The sequence below is a fragment of the Aequorivita marina genome (assembly GCF_031631895.2).
GTDB lineage: Bacteria > Bacteroidota > Bacteroidia > Flavobacteriales > Flavobacteriaceae > Aequorivita > Aequorivita marina.
The window spans coordinates 147697-166702 of sequence record NZ_JAVMBW020000014.1 but is presented as its reverse complement, the minus strand read 5'-3'; the positions used below and the strand labels follow the sequence as shown (position 1 = coordinate 166702).

Sequence of the window (19006 nt, the reverse complement as noted above, 5' to 3'; positions counted from 1 at the left end):
AAATTTATTGTTATTCTCCAAAAAACTGCTTTTTCATTTCTGCGTCGTTCTCTTTGTGCGCATTAAGCGGTTCAGATTGTTTTAAAAGATAATATTTTATAGGTTTTTTAAAAAGAGAGGCACCAAACTTCTCCAAACCAGAAACTTTTTCACGCTCCATTCTAAAGTAATCTTCCAAGCTATGTTTTCTAAAATGAACAATACGTTCCAATTCATCTCCATCTTTATAGAAACCACAGTGAAAGTTCTTTTCGGCAAAAGCTTTTTCTGGAAAACTCAAGTTGCCAAGACCATAGATTCCAAATGAGCGTTCTAAAAACTTTTCATAACTAATTCTACAATCCGCTCCTCCCCCCAGATTAAATATTCGTTTAGACAATTGCTCTCGTTTTTTCAAGGCATTTACGAAAGCTCTTGCCGTATCTTGGGGCGTTGCTATTTCTAAGGAGGTATCTAAAGGTTGATGGAACATTAATTTAGACATTTTGTGCCCCCCCATAATAGCAGCTAGCCTAAAAATTGACCAATCCAATTTACTTTTTTGAAGAATGTTCTCCGCTGCAATTTTAGTAACTGCATACTCATCTCCAGGGCTAGGCTCCAACGGATCGCTAACTGTAATATAGGGATCCTCAAGCCTGTCGCCATAAACAGAAATGGAAGAACTATAAACAAAAAAACAATTAGGCGAGTGTTTCTCTAGCAAACGCACTAAGGCTTTGGTTCCTTCAACATTTACTTGCTTAGCAAGCTTTGGATTGTCATCGGCAGTTGGCGGAATAATAGCCGCCAAATGAATAACATAGTCTTGGGGATGAGCTATCTTTTTAAGGTCGTTGGGCAGTGTTATATCACCATAAATTAGATTGACTTTATCCTTGTAAGCGTTCAGTTTCTTAGACGAAACCTTTGTTTCCTTATCAAAAACCGTAACATCTAAATTTGGAGTCGCTATCAATTGTTTTAAAACTTGAAAACCCACGGTTCCCGAAGCCCCTGTTAATAATACCGATTTTGATTTAGGTTTCATTTTTTATAATTAAGCTGGAAATATGGGAGAAAACTTTATCTCGCTATTCTAAATTAAACATGGTTTAAAACCCTGATTTTGCCAAATAACGAAAATGATGATTTTACATTATTCCCTATAAAACTAATGAAAGTTTACAAAAGCGCATTCTATTTATTTCAGTCAAAATACACTGCTTCAAAAACTGCCAAGGGTGCGTCCTTACCAACGCTCAAAGACAATTCGTCTTCATTAACGGTGTAGTTGTCCACGAGTTCAAAAACTTTTAGAAAATCACGATCGTTAATATCAACATCAGGGCAGGCCATCATAGTGGAGGCCATATTTGAAAAAAGAATTCTATTTCCAGTTTCTAAAGTGTAGGAACCCATTAATGCATTGCAACCAGCAAACCCAGCTACTCGATTCTCTTCAGGCTTTAATGTAAAATAAATTTCCTTTTCCTGATTTTCAAGCATTTTTACTTCCTTACCTTCTAAGGTTTTCAATTTCCAGTATTTGTTTACAATTGGTTCGCTATTTACTACGCGTTTAAAAACGGCCAATGGCGCTCTTTTTCCAATGTTTAGTTCCAGCTTATCGCCTGTTATCCGGTAATTGTCAGCAAGATTAAACACTTTTAAAAACTTAGATTCATTAAAAGTGCCATCTGGACAGGCCATTTTTGTAGCCCCTAAGGCAGAGAAGTCAATTTGGTTACCAGCCTTAAGCGTGTAGGTGCCAAAAAAATTGTTACAGCCGGCATATCCGGAAATTCGGTTTTCACTTTCATTTAGGGTAAAGCCAATTTCCCGCTCATTATCCTGAGACGATAAAATATCTTTGCCTTCCAGCGTTTCTAATTTCCAATAAGATTCAGTTATTCCCAAATCGGAAGTTGTGTCATCCATAGTAGTTGTATTTTGAGTGGGCCCACAACTGTAGAGTGATAAAGCTGCAATGGCAATTGTAAAAAGTTGAATTTTCATGATAAATTAATTTTTAGGTTTGGTTTATTTTTAAACATTCTTCAATCTAAAGCTTTAAAATCATAAATAAGCCTATAAAAAAGCTAAATAAAAGTGAAGACTTTAGACAGACTTTCTTTTTTAGGGTTGAATAATCATAAAGCGAGCCAAAACACAATAAGACTTACCAAAAATAAAATTTTAAGACAGTTTTATGCTTTTCTAAAGAACAAATGGGTGAAAAGAATACATGCCGACAGCGTAAGCCCCAAGACTGAAACCCCTGTCCATTGATATGTTTCCCAAGCGAGGGCTCCTAAGGTGGTTCCAAGCGCACCACCTATAAAAAAGGAAACCATATAGACGGTATTAATTCTGTTTCTTCCCTCAGGATTTTTTGAAAAAATAATATTCTGATTGGTTATGTGAAGGGCTTGTAACCCAAGGTCAACCAAAATTACTCCTACAATCAAGCCAAAAATTGAATTGCTTGATACCAGAAAAATAATCCAAGAAACAATCAATAACAATGCAGAAAACAACAATAATTGATTTTTATTGATTTTGTCGTTCAACTTTCCTACTACAGTTGCCCCTAGGGCACCCGCAATTCCTAATAAGCCAAATAGGCCGGTAATTGTGCTTCCGTAGCCAAAGTTATCTTCCATTAGAAAAACCAAAGTGGTCCAGAATGCGCTTAAGCCCGCAAAAGCCAGTGCTCCACGTAACGAAGCCACCCGAAGCTCTGGTTCGGTCTTAAAGTAATGCAAAATAGACTTTAACAAACTACCATAACTACCCGGAAAGTGCGGATTTAAAGGTGGCAGTTTTGCACGAAGAATCAAAAACAGAAATACCATTAATCCCGCGGCGCTATAATACATTACACGCCACCCAAACTGTTCTCCTACAAAACCACTAATTACCCGGCTACCCAAAATACCAATTAATAAACCGCTCATTACGATACCAATTGCACGACCACGACCTTTATTATCGCTCAATTGTGCTGCCATGGGTACAAATAGTTGCGGCACTGCAGATGTAAAACCAATAAAAAAACTACTTACAATAAGTAGCAAAAGTGAATTTGACAAAGCAGCAGCCACTAAGGAAAATATCATCAACAGAAAATCTACCTGTAAGATTTTATGATTTGAAACCTTATCGCCCAGCGGAATAATAAAAAGCAAACCAAAAGCATAGCCTAACTGGGTACTGAGCGCCACATTGCTTACGGCAGCTTCAGAAACTCCAAAGTTTACTGCTATTTGATGGAGCAATGGCTGATTGTAATATAAATTAGCAACTATCAGGCCTGCTGATATGCTCATTAAATATAAAGTAGAGTTGGTAAGTTTTTGGGTCATTAAAATCTATTGTAGTACCTGTGTTAAAAAAACCTATGTTCTATCAGGTTCATTATCCTTAACCTGATGATCCTTAATTCGTTTGTTTTCTCTTTCTACATATTCCTCATGCTCCATATTGGCAACATAATTATTTTTACGGGCATACAGACTTTTAATTCCTTCTGCTTTTCCATAAATGGTGACCACATCTCCTGGCAATAGTTTAAAGTCGCCATTGGGCGAACCAAAATAATCTTCATCTTTTCTATCTATTCCAAGAACGGTAATGCCTTCTTTTCTTAAACCAAGTTCTTTAAGTGATTTATTAGAAACCCAATCATCGGCATCTATCTTTCGTTCGCTTATTCGGTAGTCGTCCTTTAAATGAAGTACTGCCGCAAAATCCTGGATATTCAAATCGGTATATTTTTCCAACATTTTGCTTATAATATTAGAGAGTCCTCTATCAACCCATTTGCTTTTTATGGCCCAGTAAACAACTGCCATTCCTATCAAAACTATTCCCAGACCATACAGTTTAGACTTCAACGTGTCTGGAAGCACAAAAGTTAAGATAAGCGAAGACATAACGGTTACAATCCCGGCATTACCCACAAGCATGAGAATATAGATGATCTTACGACGCAGTGGATGGCTCATTATTTTTTCCGATTCGGATGTAGTAAACCCGGCACCAGTATAGGCAGAACGTGCCTGAAACCTTGCGCTTTGCGTAGAAAGCCCCGTATGGACCAATGCAATAGTTGCAATTTTAGTAATCAAGGCGGAAAGTGAAACCACTAAAAATAAAGTTACTGCTGCGATCATAACGTATCAAATTTTAGATGAACTAGCCTTAAAACGCTAAGCTGTATAACTGAGGTTTTATACTCCAGATTTTATTACAGAAAAACACTCAAAACATTCCGAAAACAGGTGTCTTTTTGTGCTTTACTCCCAATTTCTTTTATCGTAAACCAATTTTACAATTTTCTTAAAGCTATCCTTATGAATCTTGTAATCGGCCTTACTTAGCAGATCTTTCATATCGGCGTTTAAGGATTTTACCAAGCCATCAAATTTTTGCTTTCTTTGAGCATCGGTATATCCATATTTTTTTAGACCCAATCGTGACATTTTATAAGTGTAGTAGTTTAGAAGCGAAAGGTAATTGTCTCTGCCTTCTTGATTTAAGCTCATTTGCAACAATTGCTCGTAATGCCAAAGTTGAAGATAATCCTTGTCTTGTGAAGAGAAAATAATTTCAGTTTCATAGGCGTATTCGTCATCTGCCTTTTCCTGTGCTATGCTGCTTAAACTGAAGCAAAAAACAATACTCAATAGTAATACGTATTTCATAATTTCGTTTATTTTTAATGAATTATTGATGGTTTTTAATTTGGCATCGACGGTAAAAGCTATTCAGTTGGTACCTATCACGCTAAAAAGCGAAGATAAAAATACTGTTTTGATATGAAAGCCTGCGTAAAGTTTTATTAATTCTATCTCAAAGTTTTAATCAATACGTTTTCTGAATAAAGAAAGGCTACCAAAACCGGTAGCCCTTCTTTCAATTAAAAATTATTGAAGTTTTAGTTTTGTACGCATCCTCTACGTCATCAATCAAAGCTTCTATTTAAAATTAGGAAAATTAGTTTCTCCTATGATTCAGTTTTTATTTTAATGGCTTCCCGTCTTGATCTAGGGAACCAGCCTGAATTATAACTAGTTTATCCATATTAATGTATTTTTTAATGGCCGCATTAACTTCTTCTAAAGTTACAGCTTCCAACATTGCAGGATATTCGTAAATATAATTGGGCTGCTCCCCACGTTGCACAACTGCCAAAATGTTGCTCGCCATACCTCGGGTGGTGGATAGACCTATTTTAAAGCTTCCAATCAAACTCGATTTTTTGTCCTTCAATTCAGCAGCTGTAATACCTTTATTCAACCATTTTTTAAGTTCTACCAATGTCGCCTCTTTCCCAGTTTCAAACAACTCAGGGTTAAAAGATGCATTTATGTACCAATAGCCATCAGCAAACGTATAACCATTCTGACGGGTATAAATTCCGTAGGTCAATCCAGCCTCGTCACGCACGGTAAGCATTAATCTTCCGGAGAATCCACCGCCTAAAACGCTATTGCCTATATAAAAAGGAAGGTAATCTGCATTGCTGCGTCGCATTCCAGTGTATTGGCCAATAAATAATTCGGCACTTGGTTTTTCAGGGATGGTCACAACTTTTGTAAGCGCAGTACTCTTTTTTACATCATAGGTTTTTGGAGTTCTTTTTACACCGCCTTTCCAGTTATTAAAGTTTTTTTCCAAAGATTTATAAACAGTTTTTGCATCTACATCGCCAACGGCAACAAGAGTCATATCTGCAGGTCCGAAATATTTTTTATGAAAAGCTTTTAAATCTTCCAACTTCGCATCTTCAATATTTTTAATAGATTCCTCAATTGAAGGGGAATAATTTGGATGTCCTTTTGGGTAGAGTTGTTGTGTTAAAGCAATATTCCCTTGGGTTCCAGGATCTGAAAGTCCGGGTTGCATATTCCCAATAAACTGTTGCTTTAACAAATCAAATTCCTTTTCATCAAAAAGAGGATGGCGCAGTTCTTCTGCCAACAGCGCTAATACTGTATCTACATCTTTTGAAAGCGACTTAAAGCTCAGTTTTACATTATCGTTATCTGAACTTACATAAATATTTACACCCAAGTTTTCCAATTTTTGGGAAAACTGGAACTTATCATTTTTGGTAGTTCCCTTGCTCAACATAGCCGTGGTAAGGGTTGGGACCATATCGTTGTTATTTCCATCAAAATAAGCGCCAATCGGGAAGCTCCCGGCTACTGTTACAAAACCTTTAGCACCAGTTTTCTTTATGATAACATCAATACCTGCCACGGTTTTTCTGATAAAATCTTCATTGCTTGAAGTTTCTGTTGTTGTTTTAAGCGTTTTTTCTGAAGAAGTTTTCGCTTCTTTAAGACTATCTGGAAACATTTCTGGATTTCTGTAGAAGTATTTTCCTTCTGTTTCCATTGTCCGTTTCGCTTCACCTGCTTCTGCTTCCGTATTAGCTCCGGCTTTCTTCGGAATAAAATATCCCGTTGTACTTTGGTCTGCAACTAAATATTTGTTTGCCACTCGGGCTACGTCAGCTGCAGTAACCTTTGCTAGTTTTTTACTTTCGTTGATATACTCGGTCCAATCACCACCAGCAATATATTCGGTCAACTCTGAAGCGATACTTCCAGACCCATCTCTTCCCAAAATAGTTTGGGCGTTTAGGTTTGCAATAATTCTATCAATATCGCGCTGTGGAATACCTTCCTTTTTAACCCTTTCAATAGTTTTTAAAAGCTTGGCATTCATTTCGTCCGAATCATTCTTGGGGTCAAAGCCCAAGCTTACTGAAAACAAACCGTGTTCAGCAAATTGCGAAGCAGAAGCAAACGCATAAAAAGCTAGACCGCCATCTACAAACTCCTTGCTAAGTACTGAAGATGGTCCGCTGCCCAAAGCATCTGCCAATATCACCAAGGCAGGTAGGTCTTCGTGCAACGTACCCGGTATTTTATAAGCCACAGTATTTACGCTAGTTTCTCCAGCTTTACGTACTATAATTTTTCTTGCGCCATATTGAGGCGGTTCTTCGGTGTAAGGTTCTGGAATGGTATGTGTTGCTTTAGATACTTTTCCGAAGTACGTATCTACCAATTTAAAAAGCTTATCCTTTTGAAAGTCGCCAACTACGGTTAACCAAGCATTATTTGGCCAGTAATACGTGTCATAAAAATCTCGTAATACTTGCATGGGCATGTTTTCAATATCAGAACGCCACCCAATAGTAGAGTGATGGTAGCCGTGAGCCATATAAGCAGTTGCCCAAATTTCTTTTGAAAGCACAGAATTTGGGTTGTTCTCTCCCCGTTCAAACTCGTTTCGCACCACGGTCATTTCCGCCTCTTTATCTTCTTTCAACAGAAGAAGATTGCGCATTCTGTCCGCTTCAATTTCTATAGCAAGCTCAATTTTATCGCTAGGGATAGTCTCGTAATAGTTGGTACGGTCGTTCCAGGTAGTTGCGTTCATTTGCGCCCCATAACGCGTTAATTCGGTATCGATGGAAGTTCCTTTCTTTTTATTAAACTTATCGGTTCCCTTAAACATTAAGTGCTCTAAAAGGTGTGTAGAGCCAGTGTTTCCGGATACTTCGTGTTTTGAGCCTACGTTGTAAACCATTTGGACGTTTACCACTGGGGCAGCGTTGTCCTGTACCAAAAGTATTTTAAGTCCGTTGGGGGTATATTGATACTCTTCAACGCCTTCCAGCACTTTTACTTTTTCAAATTTAGAATTTGTGGTTTGGGCGATTGCCGATTGCTGAACAACTAACAATAAAGCCAGAAGGAACAGGGATTTTAAGGAAAATATGTGTTTCATAGTTTTTATTTTTCTGATTTAGGGGTTTAGATGGGTAAGTGTTTGATTTAAACAAGTAAGGATTTTCACCTTCAAAAAAAAGAAGGTACATGTCAAATACATCGGGTTACGCTGGGTTAGTAAGCTTGTTTTAAAATTGGTTAAGAAAAAGGGTCAAATCAAAATAATCATTGACCCTAATTTCCGCAATTCCGGATGAAAACAAATCAAAGCATACTCCCGGAAAAACTACTAACCAACTAAAAAAACAAAAATCTAAATATCCAGTGAATTAAACAGTTCCTTTAATCTTGGCTCTGACGGGCGTGGTGCGTCATAGCTCACAATGTTTCCCTCAGGATCAAGAAGGATAAACCGTGGAATACCTTGTATGTAATAATCTTGAATAAATTGCGAGTTAATTTCGTTGTGGGCCAATAACTGGGTACCCATCAATTCTTTATCAACAATCATTTTTCGCCATTTGTCCTCGTCCTTTTTACGATCTATAGAAAGGCCGATAAAGTGAATGTTTTTGTCTGCGTATTCTTTTTCTATTTCAATCATATACGGCATTTCGTAAATGCACGGAACACACCATGTGGCCCAAACATCTATATACACATATTTACCCTTGTAATCTGAAAGTGAATTTGTTCCGCCTTCATAGTTTAGGTAATCGGTAAATTGCGGTGACGCCATTCCCGGACTCAAAGCAGCATTGATTTCCAATTGTTGTTGATGTTGCTGTTGAATGCTCTTTTCAAAATTGGCAATGTTTTCTTTTTCTGAAGCTATAAAAGCAACGTTATATCCTGAATTTTCAGCTTCAAGCTTTTCAAGCAAATCTTTTGAATAAGCCGAAGTTTTTTCGTTAAATGCTGCGTCCTCAAGACCGAGGTATTCTTTGTAATTGGCCCCCATTAATTCGGTTCTTTTTTTGCTTTTGTACCTCAAGAATTTATTTTCTTCTGAACCATTTCCCTCAAAGGCAATGGTTTTAGCAATTTTATTGCTATCAAAGTTTACCTCTAGATCCATATTATTGGCTACGTAAAGGTTGAAAACATTGTTGTAGACCGCATTGTAATAGGCAGGCTCCTTCAGTTTTAAGGTATCGCGGAACGATCCATTTTCAGCAACATCTATCATGACGGTTTCTGAACTAACTGGATCAAAAAGACGAAGATCTGTATTTTCCGTAGGGTTCGTAATTTTTCCGTGTATTACTGCATAGTCCTTTGGCGGTTGTTCCTGCTTACAGGCTGCAAAAAGGCAAATTATTGAAATTAAAAGTATATTTTTCATTCGAATGTATTTTATGTGTTTTAACTCCTAACAGGCAAGATTGCAATATGCCCGGCATTGATGCCTGCTAGATGTAAAAAAATTTTAATATCCTGGGTTTTGAACCAGTTCGTTGTTACCAATCAATACTTGAGAAGGCATTGGCAGTACAAATTTGCTTTCGTTGTTTAAGGTTGGTTTTATGGATGATGCATCTAAATTTCCAAGCACATCATAGCGTACAAGGTCAAAAAGTGGTTCGCCGTTTTCAAAGGAAAGTTCCAATAATTTTTCTTGGCGAACGTCTTCCAATAAAGTAGCCACATCTGTAAATTCCTTTAACTCCACCCCTGCTCTTTCTCGAATAGTATTTAGGCTTTGCAAAGCAACGTTTGTATCGCCACCTGCTCGAGCTACTGCTTCTGCATGTACCAGAAACATTTCGGAAAGACGCAAATGATACATGGTATTGCCCTGTGAACTTGCATTGTCAGCAAACGGGTACTTACCATTTGCGTTTACGCCTTGTGTTATTTCGGAATACGCAAAACTAAAACGAGGATCGTAATCTGAGCCCTCACCAATTAGGCTACCATCATTATCCGCACCAACTTGGGCATCGGCCAACGCGCGAAAATACTCGCTGTACGTAGTCCGGCTAACCAAATTCATATTACTTCCACCTTCGGCGCCTGGACCAGCGAAGGGCGCAAAAATAACTTCAGCAGAGTTAAATCTATTTGCAAATACATCGGCATAAACCATTTCCAGCGCATAACCTTCGCCGTTATTTATTACTTCTTGGGCAAGGGTAGCCGCTTCAGCATACTTGCCTTCGTACAGTTTAACCTTTGCCAATAAAGCTTTGGCAGCTAGGCTTCCACTGTAAAAATGCTCGATAAAAACTGGTCCGTTTTCGGCGGCATATTCTAGATCGGCTTCAATTAGATTGTACGTTTCTTGAACCGAACTACGGGGAGTTGACTCCAAATCGGTTGCGAATGAAGTGCGTAGTACAACCCCGTAGCTGGAGCTTGCATCATAATATTGTCCAAAATAGCGCAATAGATTAAAGTAAGCAAAAGCTCTTTGAAATTTGGCCTCAGAAATCATTCCAGCTTTACGCTCTTCTGAAATTCCCAAAGCTTTTCCTGCTTCCAACTCCTCAATTAAAAAATTAGCAGAGTTGATGATTTTGTAATGCCCATTATAAAGATTGGTCAAAAATCTATTTTCTACAGGTACCTCATTGGTGTTAAAACCACTATCTCCACTAAGAAAAGTACTTACACCTTCATCGCCATAAGCGGCCAAATGAAGTGGAAAGAAACTAACATCAAAAGCGCGTCCTAAATCGTAAATACCGTTAAGCACCAATTGAGCTGAGGCTTCATCACGAACCGTATTTTCAACAGTTAGTTGATTTATAGGTTCTATATCGTCAATACTGCAACTTGAAATAGTAACTGCAATAGCTAAGATTAAAAGTTTTTTAAGTGTGTTTATATATTTTTTCATCTTTTCGTTTTTTTAGAATTGAACTTGGATACCAAGTGAGAATGATTTTGACAATGGATAAGGATCTTCCGCAGAGGTTTGATCTGTAATAGCACCTCTATCTGAAAGACTTTCAGGATCAACTCCCGGCCATTTAGTCCAAGTAACCAAGTTACTAGCAGTAAGCATTAGTCTTGCGCTGTCAAAACCTATCCGTTCCATTAATTGGGAATCAAAATTATAGGCTAACTGTAAGCTCTTCAGTCTTAGGTAAGAAGTGTCAAACAGATATTTATCTGAAACACGACTGCTACCCGAAGGGTCTGTGTAAAGTGCACGTGCATATTTTGCATCTGTGTTTTCGGGAGTCCAAGTGTTTAGTGCGTATTCGCTATACTTGTTTTCTCCAAGGCTGTTAAAAGTTCCAAAAGCAACGCCATCCCAAATGGTCTCTGCACCAACTGAATACTGTAGCAATGCCGAAAGACTAAAGGCTTTGTATCTAAATGTGTTTGAAATACCACCGAAATAATCAGGTTGTATGTTTCCGATAATTGTTCTATCGTCTGAAGTTATTTCACCGTCGCCATTAATGTCTTCATACATATAATCGCCTGCTCCTGTTGACATTCTGTCGTAAATTCCGTCGGGCGCATTTTGGTTTAGCACATCTATTTCGGATTGATCCTGGAAAATTTTAACCACTTTATAACCTTTAATGGTTCCTACTGGTTCGCCTTCTACAAAATAATCTAATAAGAAAGGATCTATAGACGCTCCTTTTAGTTTATCTAGTTTGTTTCTGTTGAAAGCCCAATTTACATTAGCACTCCAGGTAAAGTCATCAGTTCTAACAATATCACCTCCTATGCTAACCTCAACTCCTTTGTTTGAAACATCTAAGAAGTTAGAAAAGTAATTGCTGGGGCCCAATTCCAAAGGAAACGGTGTACGCACTAATGCATCTTTTGTCTTTCTGCTGTAAGCATCTACACTTCCACGCAGTCTTGAATTAAAGAAAGCAAAGTCCAGACCAAGGTTAATTTCTTCAGTGGTTTCCCAACCAATATTTACATTTGGAAAGTTATCAGATGGGATAACCGCTGAACCTCCATTATAAATATCGCTGGTATTAGTTTGAAAAAACTGTAGGTAAGCAAAGTCTGAAACGTTTGTAGAACCTACACGGCCCAAACTAACACGTAGCTTAAGGTTGTTGATCTTTTCTGAAGCAACAAAATCTTCATTGGCAATATTCCATCCTGCTGAAACTGAAGGGAAATAGGCGCGCTTATTGCCTGGTCCAAATTTAGACGAAGTATCCGTTCTAAAGTTGATGGTGGCACTATATCTGTTTTTAAAGTTATAGGTCAACCTTGAAAAGATCGAGTTTAAGCCCGTTTCTAAACGTCTGCTACTGTACCCAAGTACCGATTCGGCAGAAGATGCATTTATTAAAACTTCATCATCTGGAAAACCAACGTACAAATGGCTTTTATTATTAAAGTTTGTTCTATCCCAAGCTAAACCAGCAAGAATATTGAAATGATGGCTAGAAATATCAAAATCATAATTTGCAGTAAGGTTTGTAGTAATATTAGAAACCAAACCATCAGATTCACTTAAATATGAATCATTCGGGAATATTACAAAATCGGTCTGTGTAATTTTTGGGGTAAAAATACTTGTAGTGTTATAGAAAACAGCTGCATTAACGTCTGCCTTAACTTTTAAGTTTTTAATCGGTTCAATCTCCACATAAGAGTTACCAATAAGGTTATACGACTTCTTATTGTTTTTGTTTTGAAGTCGCATCAATGGGTTAGGCTCAAAGGTTTCAAAAGGGTAGCTGTAGTCCGACTGTCCTAGAAGTCTTCCCAGTTCATCATAAACAGGTAGGTCTGGACGGGCACGGGCAATAGAGGTATTCACATTATACTGGCTTAAGCCTGAATCTTCTCCAGAATTAGCTTCAGTGTGGCTCACATTAACCGACCCTCCTACTTTAATATAATCGTTTACGTCATTATCTAAAGACATGCTTAAGTTATACTGCTTCAATTTATCTTTTACCACAAGTCCTTCTTGGTCTATTGCCGACAGGCTTAAGGAGTAATTCGATTTATTTCCACCACCGTTAATACTGAAGTTGGCTTGCTTTGTAACGGCAGGGTCTCTAAAGACAACATCGTTCCAATCTGTATCTGCATTTCCGAAGTAATCATCGCGAAGGCCATCATAGCTTACTAAAAATGTATCAAAATCTAAGTCTACGTTTGCTATATTGGCAAGGTCAAAGGAGAAAAAAGGATCTAACTGCCCTGCATTCATCGCGTTTACGGAGTTTTTCATTAATTGGTCATAAAAACCTTTGTACTGTTTGGCATTTAATACATTTAAAGTGTTTATAGGCTCCGCAATAGAGGTTGAAGTAGAAAATGAGATGGTTGGTTTTTGACCACGCTCACCACGTTTTGTAGTAATAAGGATAACGCCATTAGCTCCTCTTGACCCATAAATAGAAGTTGCTGCTGCATCTTTTAGAATATCGAAGCTTTCAATATCATTTGGGTTAAGCGTTAATAGTGGATTGGCACCGCCAATTGCATCCAGATTAAAAGGAACGCCATCAATAACGTATAAAGGTTGGTTAAGGCCATACGAGGAAAGAGGCGAAGTAATACCACGGATGTTTAAACGCACAGGAGATCCAGGACGGCCGCTGCCTTGAGATACTTGAACCCCTTGAACCAAGCCACCCAAAGCGCGATCAAAACCAATATTTCCAATAGAAGATTGTACAACACTCTCTGTATCTACAGATGAAACAGCCCCTGAAACGTCTTCCCGTTTTTGTTCGCCATAACCAATTAGAACCACCTCGTCCAGTTGACTAAAATCTTCTTCCATCACAAGGTTGATGATTGCATTGTTGTTTACTTCCAGACGTTCGGTTTTATAACCTAGTGAAGAAAACACCAAGACATTTTCACTTTCTGCCAAGGTTATTTCATACTCCCCATCAAAATTAGTTACGGTTCCTTTCTGGGTTCCTTCAATAAGAACGGTAACACCCGCCAACGGCATTCCTGTTCTATCGGTGATTGTTCCAGTTACAGGTTGCTGTGGTGCTTGGTTCCGAAACGGCAACAGATTTTTTCCTACAGGTTTCACCACTCTTTTTAAAACAATCTGATTTCCTAAAATTTGATACGAAATATCACTGTTGGTAAAAAGGTTTTGGAGAACCTCAATTACAGGTATATCTTTTGCGGAAAAAACCATTCGTTTACTAACGTCAATTTCTTTGCTGTTGTAGAAAAAGTGAAAGTCCGTTTGATCTTCAATAATCTGAAAAACTTGCGTAAGTGGCGCTCCTTCTGCAAGAACAGACACATTATTGTTCTGTCCGTAGCTTGTAGAGGCCGTCATTTGAAAAAGACTAATGAGCAATAACGCAAATGTTAGTTTCATCTTTAAATGATTGGTGTTGAAAATGTACAATAGTACACTCTTGATTGGTTCATTTTTCATAATTTTACATCGATTTTACTTTGTTGGTAATAAGGTTGAATCATTCTATTTTAAAAGGGAAGGTGTTGGCGCATCTTCCTTTTTTCGTTTAATATGTATTACTTTTTAGGTCTGTTGATTATTACAGTTCCATCTTTTATTTCATAATCAAAATTCTTATAGGATTGAAAAGTGCTTAAAACTTCTTCTATGGTTTCGTTGGTAAAAGTTGCGGTAACATTTATAGTTGCTAATTCGGTATAATTATTTTTAATTTCAAGATTAAATTTGCGCTCCAGCTTATTTACTATTACAGCAAACGCATCGTCAACAAAAACTAACTCCCCTTGGGTCCAAGCTATATATTTAGCAACCTTAACAGGCTCAACCTGCAGGCCACCATCTTTAATAAATACTTTTTCGTTTGGGCTTACTATTTTACGATCACCAGCTGAAGCATTATCATGAGCAGCTATCTTTCCTTCAACCAAAACGGCATAGGTTTTTTGATCTTCGGTATAAGAGGTCACGTTAAATTGGGTTCCGAGCACCTCAATGTCCATATCTTTAGCGCTTACGGTAAACGGATGTGCAGGATCTTTGGCTACTTCAAAGTATGCTTCCCCATTTAAAAAGACTTTTCGGTCAGTCTCAGATATGAAGTTAACAGGGAACTTCAATTTTGAACCCGCATTTAAAACCACTTTTGTGCCATCAGAAAGCAGCAACTTAAAGGTTTTACCATAAGGAACCGATAAGGTGTTGTACTTTAAAGTATGCGAAGCCGAATTATCGGTATAGATTAGTTCATCGTGTTTTTGCTGCGAGATACTGCTGCCATCTGCATTAACAATAACGGTTTCCGTAGTTTCATCAACCGTACGGATGCTTCCATCATCTAATTGCAATGTAATTTGGGGAGCGGCCGTTACAGTATTCTTTTGAGGGGAGTTAAAATAAATACCGTATCCAATAATTGCCACTCCCGCAAATACAGCTGCATATTTTAGCCAATTGGGGATAAGTTTTCTTACAGGGGTTTCTGTCTTTTCTTTAGTTTCAATATTTTCTGTCATCACCTTATTATAAGCCGCATCTGAATCTACAGTTGCTGAAAGTTTGTTGAGGCGATGGTTAATTTTTACATACTCCTTAAATGTCTTTTGGTTTTCAGGAGTTTGCAACCATTCTATAAGCTGGAGCTCTTCCGCTTCTGAAATGGTTTCGTTCAAATATTTAATAATTAGGGTTTTCAAATCTGTTTTTTCTCTTTTATACCCCTATGATGCAGGAAAAATGATTTACCCTTAAGTTTTTTTTAAGTAATTTTAATATTCCTAACTTCGAACCCCAAAATTCAGGGACAAAACAATGGACGACGACCATTTAATAGCCGAAATAAAACAAGGAAGTGAACCCGCGTTCAAAGCTTTGTTTGAAAAATACTACAGGCCGCTTTGCACCTATCTCAGAAGCTATACCCCAGATTTTGATTCGGCTGAAGAGATTGCACAACAAACCTTTGTTAAGTTTTGGAATAAACGCGAGGAGATAGAGGTGCATACTTCGGTGAAAAGTTATCTTTATAAAATGGGCTATCACTCCTTTTTAAAGACCATTCGAAAAAAAAACAAACGCAGTAGTCTGCTTGAAGAGTTAAAATACAAAGCACTTGAACAGGAGGAACAACAGCCCGAAAACCAACTGCATGAAGCTACCGAACGCCTAAAGAAAATTATTAAAACCTTACCGCCACGTTGTCGTGAAGTCCTTCAACTTAAAATGCAAGGCTATAAATACCAAGAAATCGCAGACCATTTAAACATTTCAATAAAAACGGTAGAGGCTCAAATGCGAATTGCCTTTAACAAGATTCGCGACGATTTTAAGGACGGTTTAATTCTATGGTTAATCCTTAACAAGTAATAGTTAAATTTAAGCTTCACTCTAGATCTTTTTTCACCCTTGAAGGTTAATTCGGTTATCCAGCATACTTTTACAGCCCCATTAAAACGTTAAAAGAAGATTACAGAAAAGTGACATTTATCATGTTATAGTTTTTATGACAAAACTAATTTTGGACAGAATTGATAAAGTCCATGCACACAGATCTCGTTTCAAAATACAACGTTCCCGGCCCACGTTATACAAGCTACCCTACAGTTCCCTATTGGAATGATGCCGATTTTACACTCAAACAATGGAAAACAAACCTTGCAACAAGTTTTTCTGAAAGCAATTCTTCTGAAGGGATAAGCCTTTACATTCATCTTCCCTTTTGCGAAAGTCTCTGTACTTTTTGCGGCTGCAACAAGCGGATTACAAAAAACCATAAGGTTGAAACTCCCTATCTAGATTCTATTTTAAAAGAATGGCAGCTATACTTTCAGATGTTTAATGAGCGTCCTATTATTAAAGAGCTCCATTTGGGCGGAGGTACGCCAACATTTTTTTCTGCAGAAAACTTAAAAATTTTAATTAAAGGGATTTTTCGCGAGGCAACAATGGCAGAAAACCCTTCATTTAGCTTTGAAGGCCACCCTAATAATACAACTGAAGATCACTTGCAGGTGCTTTATCAATGCGGCTTTACACGTGTAAGCTACGGTGTTCAGGATTATAACCCTAAAGTTCAAATGGCAATTCATAGAATCCAGCCTTTTGAAAACGTGAAACGCGCTACAGAAGGCGCTCGAAACATTGGATATACCTCGGTAGGACATGATATTATTTTCGGACTTCCTTTTCAAACGAAAGCACACGTGCTCCATTCAATTGAAAAAACCAAAGAGCTAATGCCAGACCGAATAGCCTTTTACAGCTATGCTCACGTTCCATGGATTAAAGGAAACGGCCAACGCGGTTTTAAAGATGAAGACTTACCGAGTGCTTCGGAAAAAAGAGAAATGTACGAGGCAGGAAAACACAAATTGAAAGAAGCCGGGTATATAGAAATTGGGATGGACCACTTTGCTCTTAAAACCGATAGCCTATACCAAGCTGTTATAGAAAATAAGCTCCATAGAAATTTTATGGGTTATACCGAAAGCAAAACTCAATTAATGATTGGCCTGGGGGTTTCGGCCATTGGTGATAGCTGGTACAGTTTTGGACAAAATGTAAAAAACGTTGAAGAATACCAAAGTATGGTAGAACAAGGCTTGTTGCCCATTCATAAAGGACATCTTTTAAACAAAAAAGAGTTGCTTATACGCAAGCACATCCTCAACATAATGTGCCATCTAGAAACCTCTTGGAACGATCGGGCTATGCAGTTTGAAGAATTACCCTCAACATTAAAAAAGTTACGTGAAATGCAGGAAGACGGCTTGGTAACTATTAAAGCCAACGGCCTTCAAATTACAACAAAAGGTCGCCCCTATGTTCGCAATGTATGTATGGCATTCGACCTCCTCCTACAACGTAAGCAACCAGACACGCAACTGTTTTCAATGACAGTGTAACTTTCTGAAAAAAATCTATCTAAATCGCTATTTAATGACATTCGTCATTTTTAGCAGCGAATTATATTCTGACCTTTGTGTCATAAATAAAAGTATAGGACCAATGAGCAGCTTCCGAAGTATTTTAATAATCATTGCCTTTTTAGGTATAAACAAAGTGTATTCACAGTTTACTGTAGATGCCCAATTAAGACCGCGTTTTGAATATCGGCACGGGTATAAAACGCTTTTTCCAAATAATACCGAACCAGCAGCCTTTGTCTCGCAGCGAACACGTTTAAATTTTAGGTATAAAACTGAAAATCTTGAAGTGTATTTGAGTCCGCAGGACGTTCGGGTATGGGGAGATGTTCCACAGTTAAATGCATCTGATAAAAATGGCATTTCACTTCACCAAGCTTGGGCTGAAATTGTATTGGTCCCGGAACTTTCCTTAAAGGTAGGTCGCCAAGAAATAATTTATGACGATCAACGTTTTTTAGGAAACGTAGGCTGGGCACAGCAAGGGAGAAGTCACGATGCCGCTGTTATAAAGTATGAACCCAAGACCATAAAACTACACCTTGGTGGTGCTTTTAATCAAGATGGCGAGTCTTTAGCAGGGAATATTCTCACCACTAACACTTATAAAAGCTTACAGTATTTATGGTTGCATAAGGACTGGAACCAATTTAGCGCAAGCTTTCTCTTTCTGAATAATGGCTTACAATATATTGATGAAGATGCATTAAAGAATGAAACCCGCTACAGCCAAACGGCAGGTATGCATTTAAACGCTGAAGCAGACAGGTTTAACTTTAATGCCAATCTTTACTATCAGTTTGGAAAAGATATTTCAAACAATTCACTTAATGCTTATCTTTTCTCATTGGAAGCCTTATATTCGGCGTCAGAAAATCTAAGCCTTGGTTTAGGTGGTGAACTGCAGAGTGGTAATAAATACGGAGCCCCTTCTAACGGAGAAAACAAGGCTTTTAATCCGCTTTATGGAACAAACCATAAGTTTAACGGATACATGGATTACTTTTATGTAGGCAATCATTTTAACAATGTAGGCCTGATGGATTTACACGGAAACATAAAATATTCCTTAACCCAAAAGGCAAATATAAACCTTGGTGTACATCAATTTTTTGCTGCAGAGACTATACGTGAAGTGGATTCGAAGGATTTGGGCTTTGAATTGGATTTTGTAACTTCGTTGCAAATAAACGATTTTGTTGATGTTAAAGCAGGTTATTCCCAGTTTTTCGCTTCAGAAGCCACTGAAATTTTAAAAAATAACTTTGATGGCAATTCCAACAACTGGGCTTGGGTGATGCTCAATATAGATCCCGTAATTTTTACTTGGCAAAAACCAAAACCTAAAATAGATAAAGAAATCATTTAAAACCAAACCAATGTAGGCTTTTCAAAAACGCATTAGCAAACAAATAAGGCTTACATCATTTTTTAAAAACCAAATACCTTATCAA

General features: G+C 37.7%; 13 protein-coding genes. 3 read left to right on the top strand and 10 right to left on the bottom strand.

Going from position 1 to position 19006, the window contains the following annotated elements; all coding sequences use genetic code 11:
- Positions 1-10 precede the first annotated feature (10 nt).
- From QPK98_RS13720 to QPK98_RS13675, 10 genes are all read right to left on the bottom strand, one after another.
- Entirely contained in the window at positions 11-1030 is a 1020-nt protein-coding gene (locus QPK98_RS13720; RefSeq protein WP_310994034.1) for an NAD-dependent epimerase/dehydratase family protein, read from the bottom strand.
- Between the two features lie 158 nt (positions 1031-1188).
- A complete protein-coding gene (locus QPK98_RS13715) occupies positions 1189-1998 on the bottom strand; it encodes an META domain-containing protein (protein ID WP_310994033.1) in 810 nt (269 codons plus the stop codon).
- A 191-nt stretch (positions 1999-2189) separates the two neighbouring features.
- A complete protein-coding gene (locus QPK98_RS13710; RefSeq protein WP_310994032.1) occupies positions 2190-3347 on the bottom strand; it encodes an MFS transporter in 1158 nt (385 codons plus the stop codon).
- A 33-nt stretch (positions 3348-3380) separates the two neighbouring features.
- Complete coding sequence (locus tag QPK98_RS13705; protein ID WP_310994031.1) at positions 3381-4157, bottom strand: TrkA C-terminal domain-containing protein; 777 nt, start codon at positions 4155-4157, stop codon at positions 3381-3383.
- Between the two features lie 123 nt (positions 4158-4280).
- Positions 4281-4688, bottom strand: a complete 408-nt coding sequence (locus tag QPK98_RS13700) for a hypothetical protein (protein ID WP_310994030.1) — start codon at positions 4686-4688, stop codon at positions 4281-4283.
- 316 nt (positions 4689-5004) lie between these two features.
- Positions 5005-7791 carry a M16 family metallopeptidase gene (locus QPK98_RS13695; RefSeq protein WP_310994029.1) on the bottom strand — a complete coding sequence of 929 codons (2787 nt, stop codon included), beginning with the start codon at positions 7789-7791 and terminating at the stop codon, positions 5005-5007.
- A 255-nt stretch (positions 7792-8046) separates the two neighbouring features.
- Positions 8047-9078, bottom strand: coding sequence for a redoxin family protein (locus QPK98_RS13690; protein WP_310994028.1), 1032 nt, complete (start codon positions 9076-9078; stop codon positions 8047-8049).
- Positions 9079-9162: 84 nt separating this feature from the next.
- Positions 9163-10575 carry a RagB/SusD family nutrient uptake outer membrane protein gene (locus tag QPK98_RS13685; RefSeq protein ID WP_310994027.1) on the bottom strand — a complete coding sequence of 471 codons (1413 nt, stop codon included), beginning with the start codon at positions 10573-10575 and terminating at the stop codon, positions 9163-9165.
- A 12-nt stretch (positions 10576-10587) separates the two neighbouring features.
- Positions 10588-14088: a TonB-dependent receptor gene (locus QPK98_RS13680; RefSeq protein ID WP_310994026.1), complete on the bottom strand. Its 3501-nt coding sequence runs from the start codon at positions 14086-14088 to the stop codon at positions 10588-10590.
- A 98-nt stretch (positions 14089-14186) separates the two neighbouring features.
- Positions 14187-15323 (bottom strand): FecR family protein, encoded by a 1137-nt coding sequence (locus tag QPK98_RS13675; protein WP_310994025.1) that lies wholly within the window; start codon positions 15321-15323, stop codon positions 14187-14189.
- Positions 15324-15438: 115 nt separating this feature from the next.
- Here QPK98_RS13675 and QPK98_RS13670 point away from each other — a divergent pair, with 115 nt between their 5' ends.
- From QPK98_RS13670 to QPK98_RS13660, 3 genes are all read left to right on the top strand, one after another.
- A complete protein-coding gene (locus tag QPK98_RS13670; protein ID WP_310994024.1) occupies positions 15439-15993 on the top strand; it encodes an RNA polymerase sigma factor in 555 nt (184 codons plus the stop codon).
- A gap of 173 nt (positions 15994-16166) precedes the next feature.
- The gene (gene hemN, locus QPK98_RS13665; protein ID WP_310994023.1) at positions 16167-17531 is read left to right on the top strand and encodes an oxygen-independent coproporphyrinogen III oxidase; all 1365 of its coding nucleotides are present in this window, start codon (positions 16167-16169) and stop codon (positions 17529-17531) included.
- 103 nt (positions 17532-17634) lie between these two features.
- Positions 17635-18921, top strand: coding sequence for an alginate export family protein (locus tag QPK98_RS13660; RefSeq protein ID WP_310994022.1), 1287 nt, complete (start codon positions 17635-17637; stop codon positions 18919-18921).
- The last annotated feature ends 85 nt before the right edge of the window (positions 18922-19006 follow it).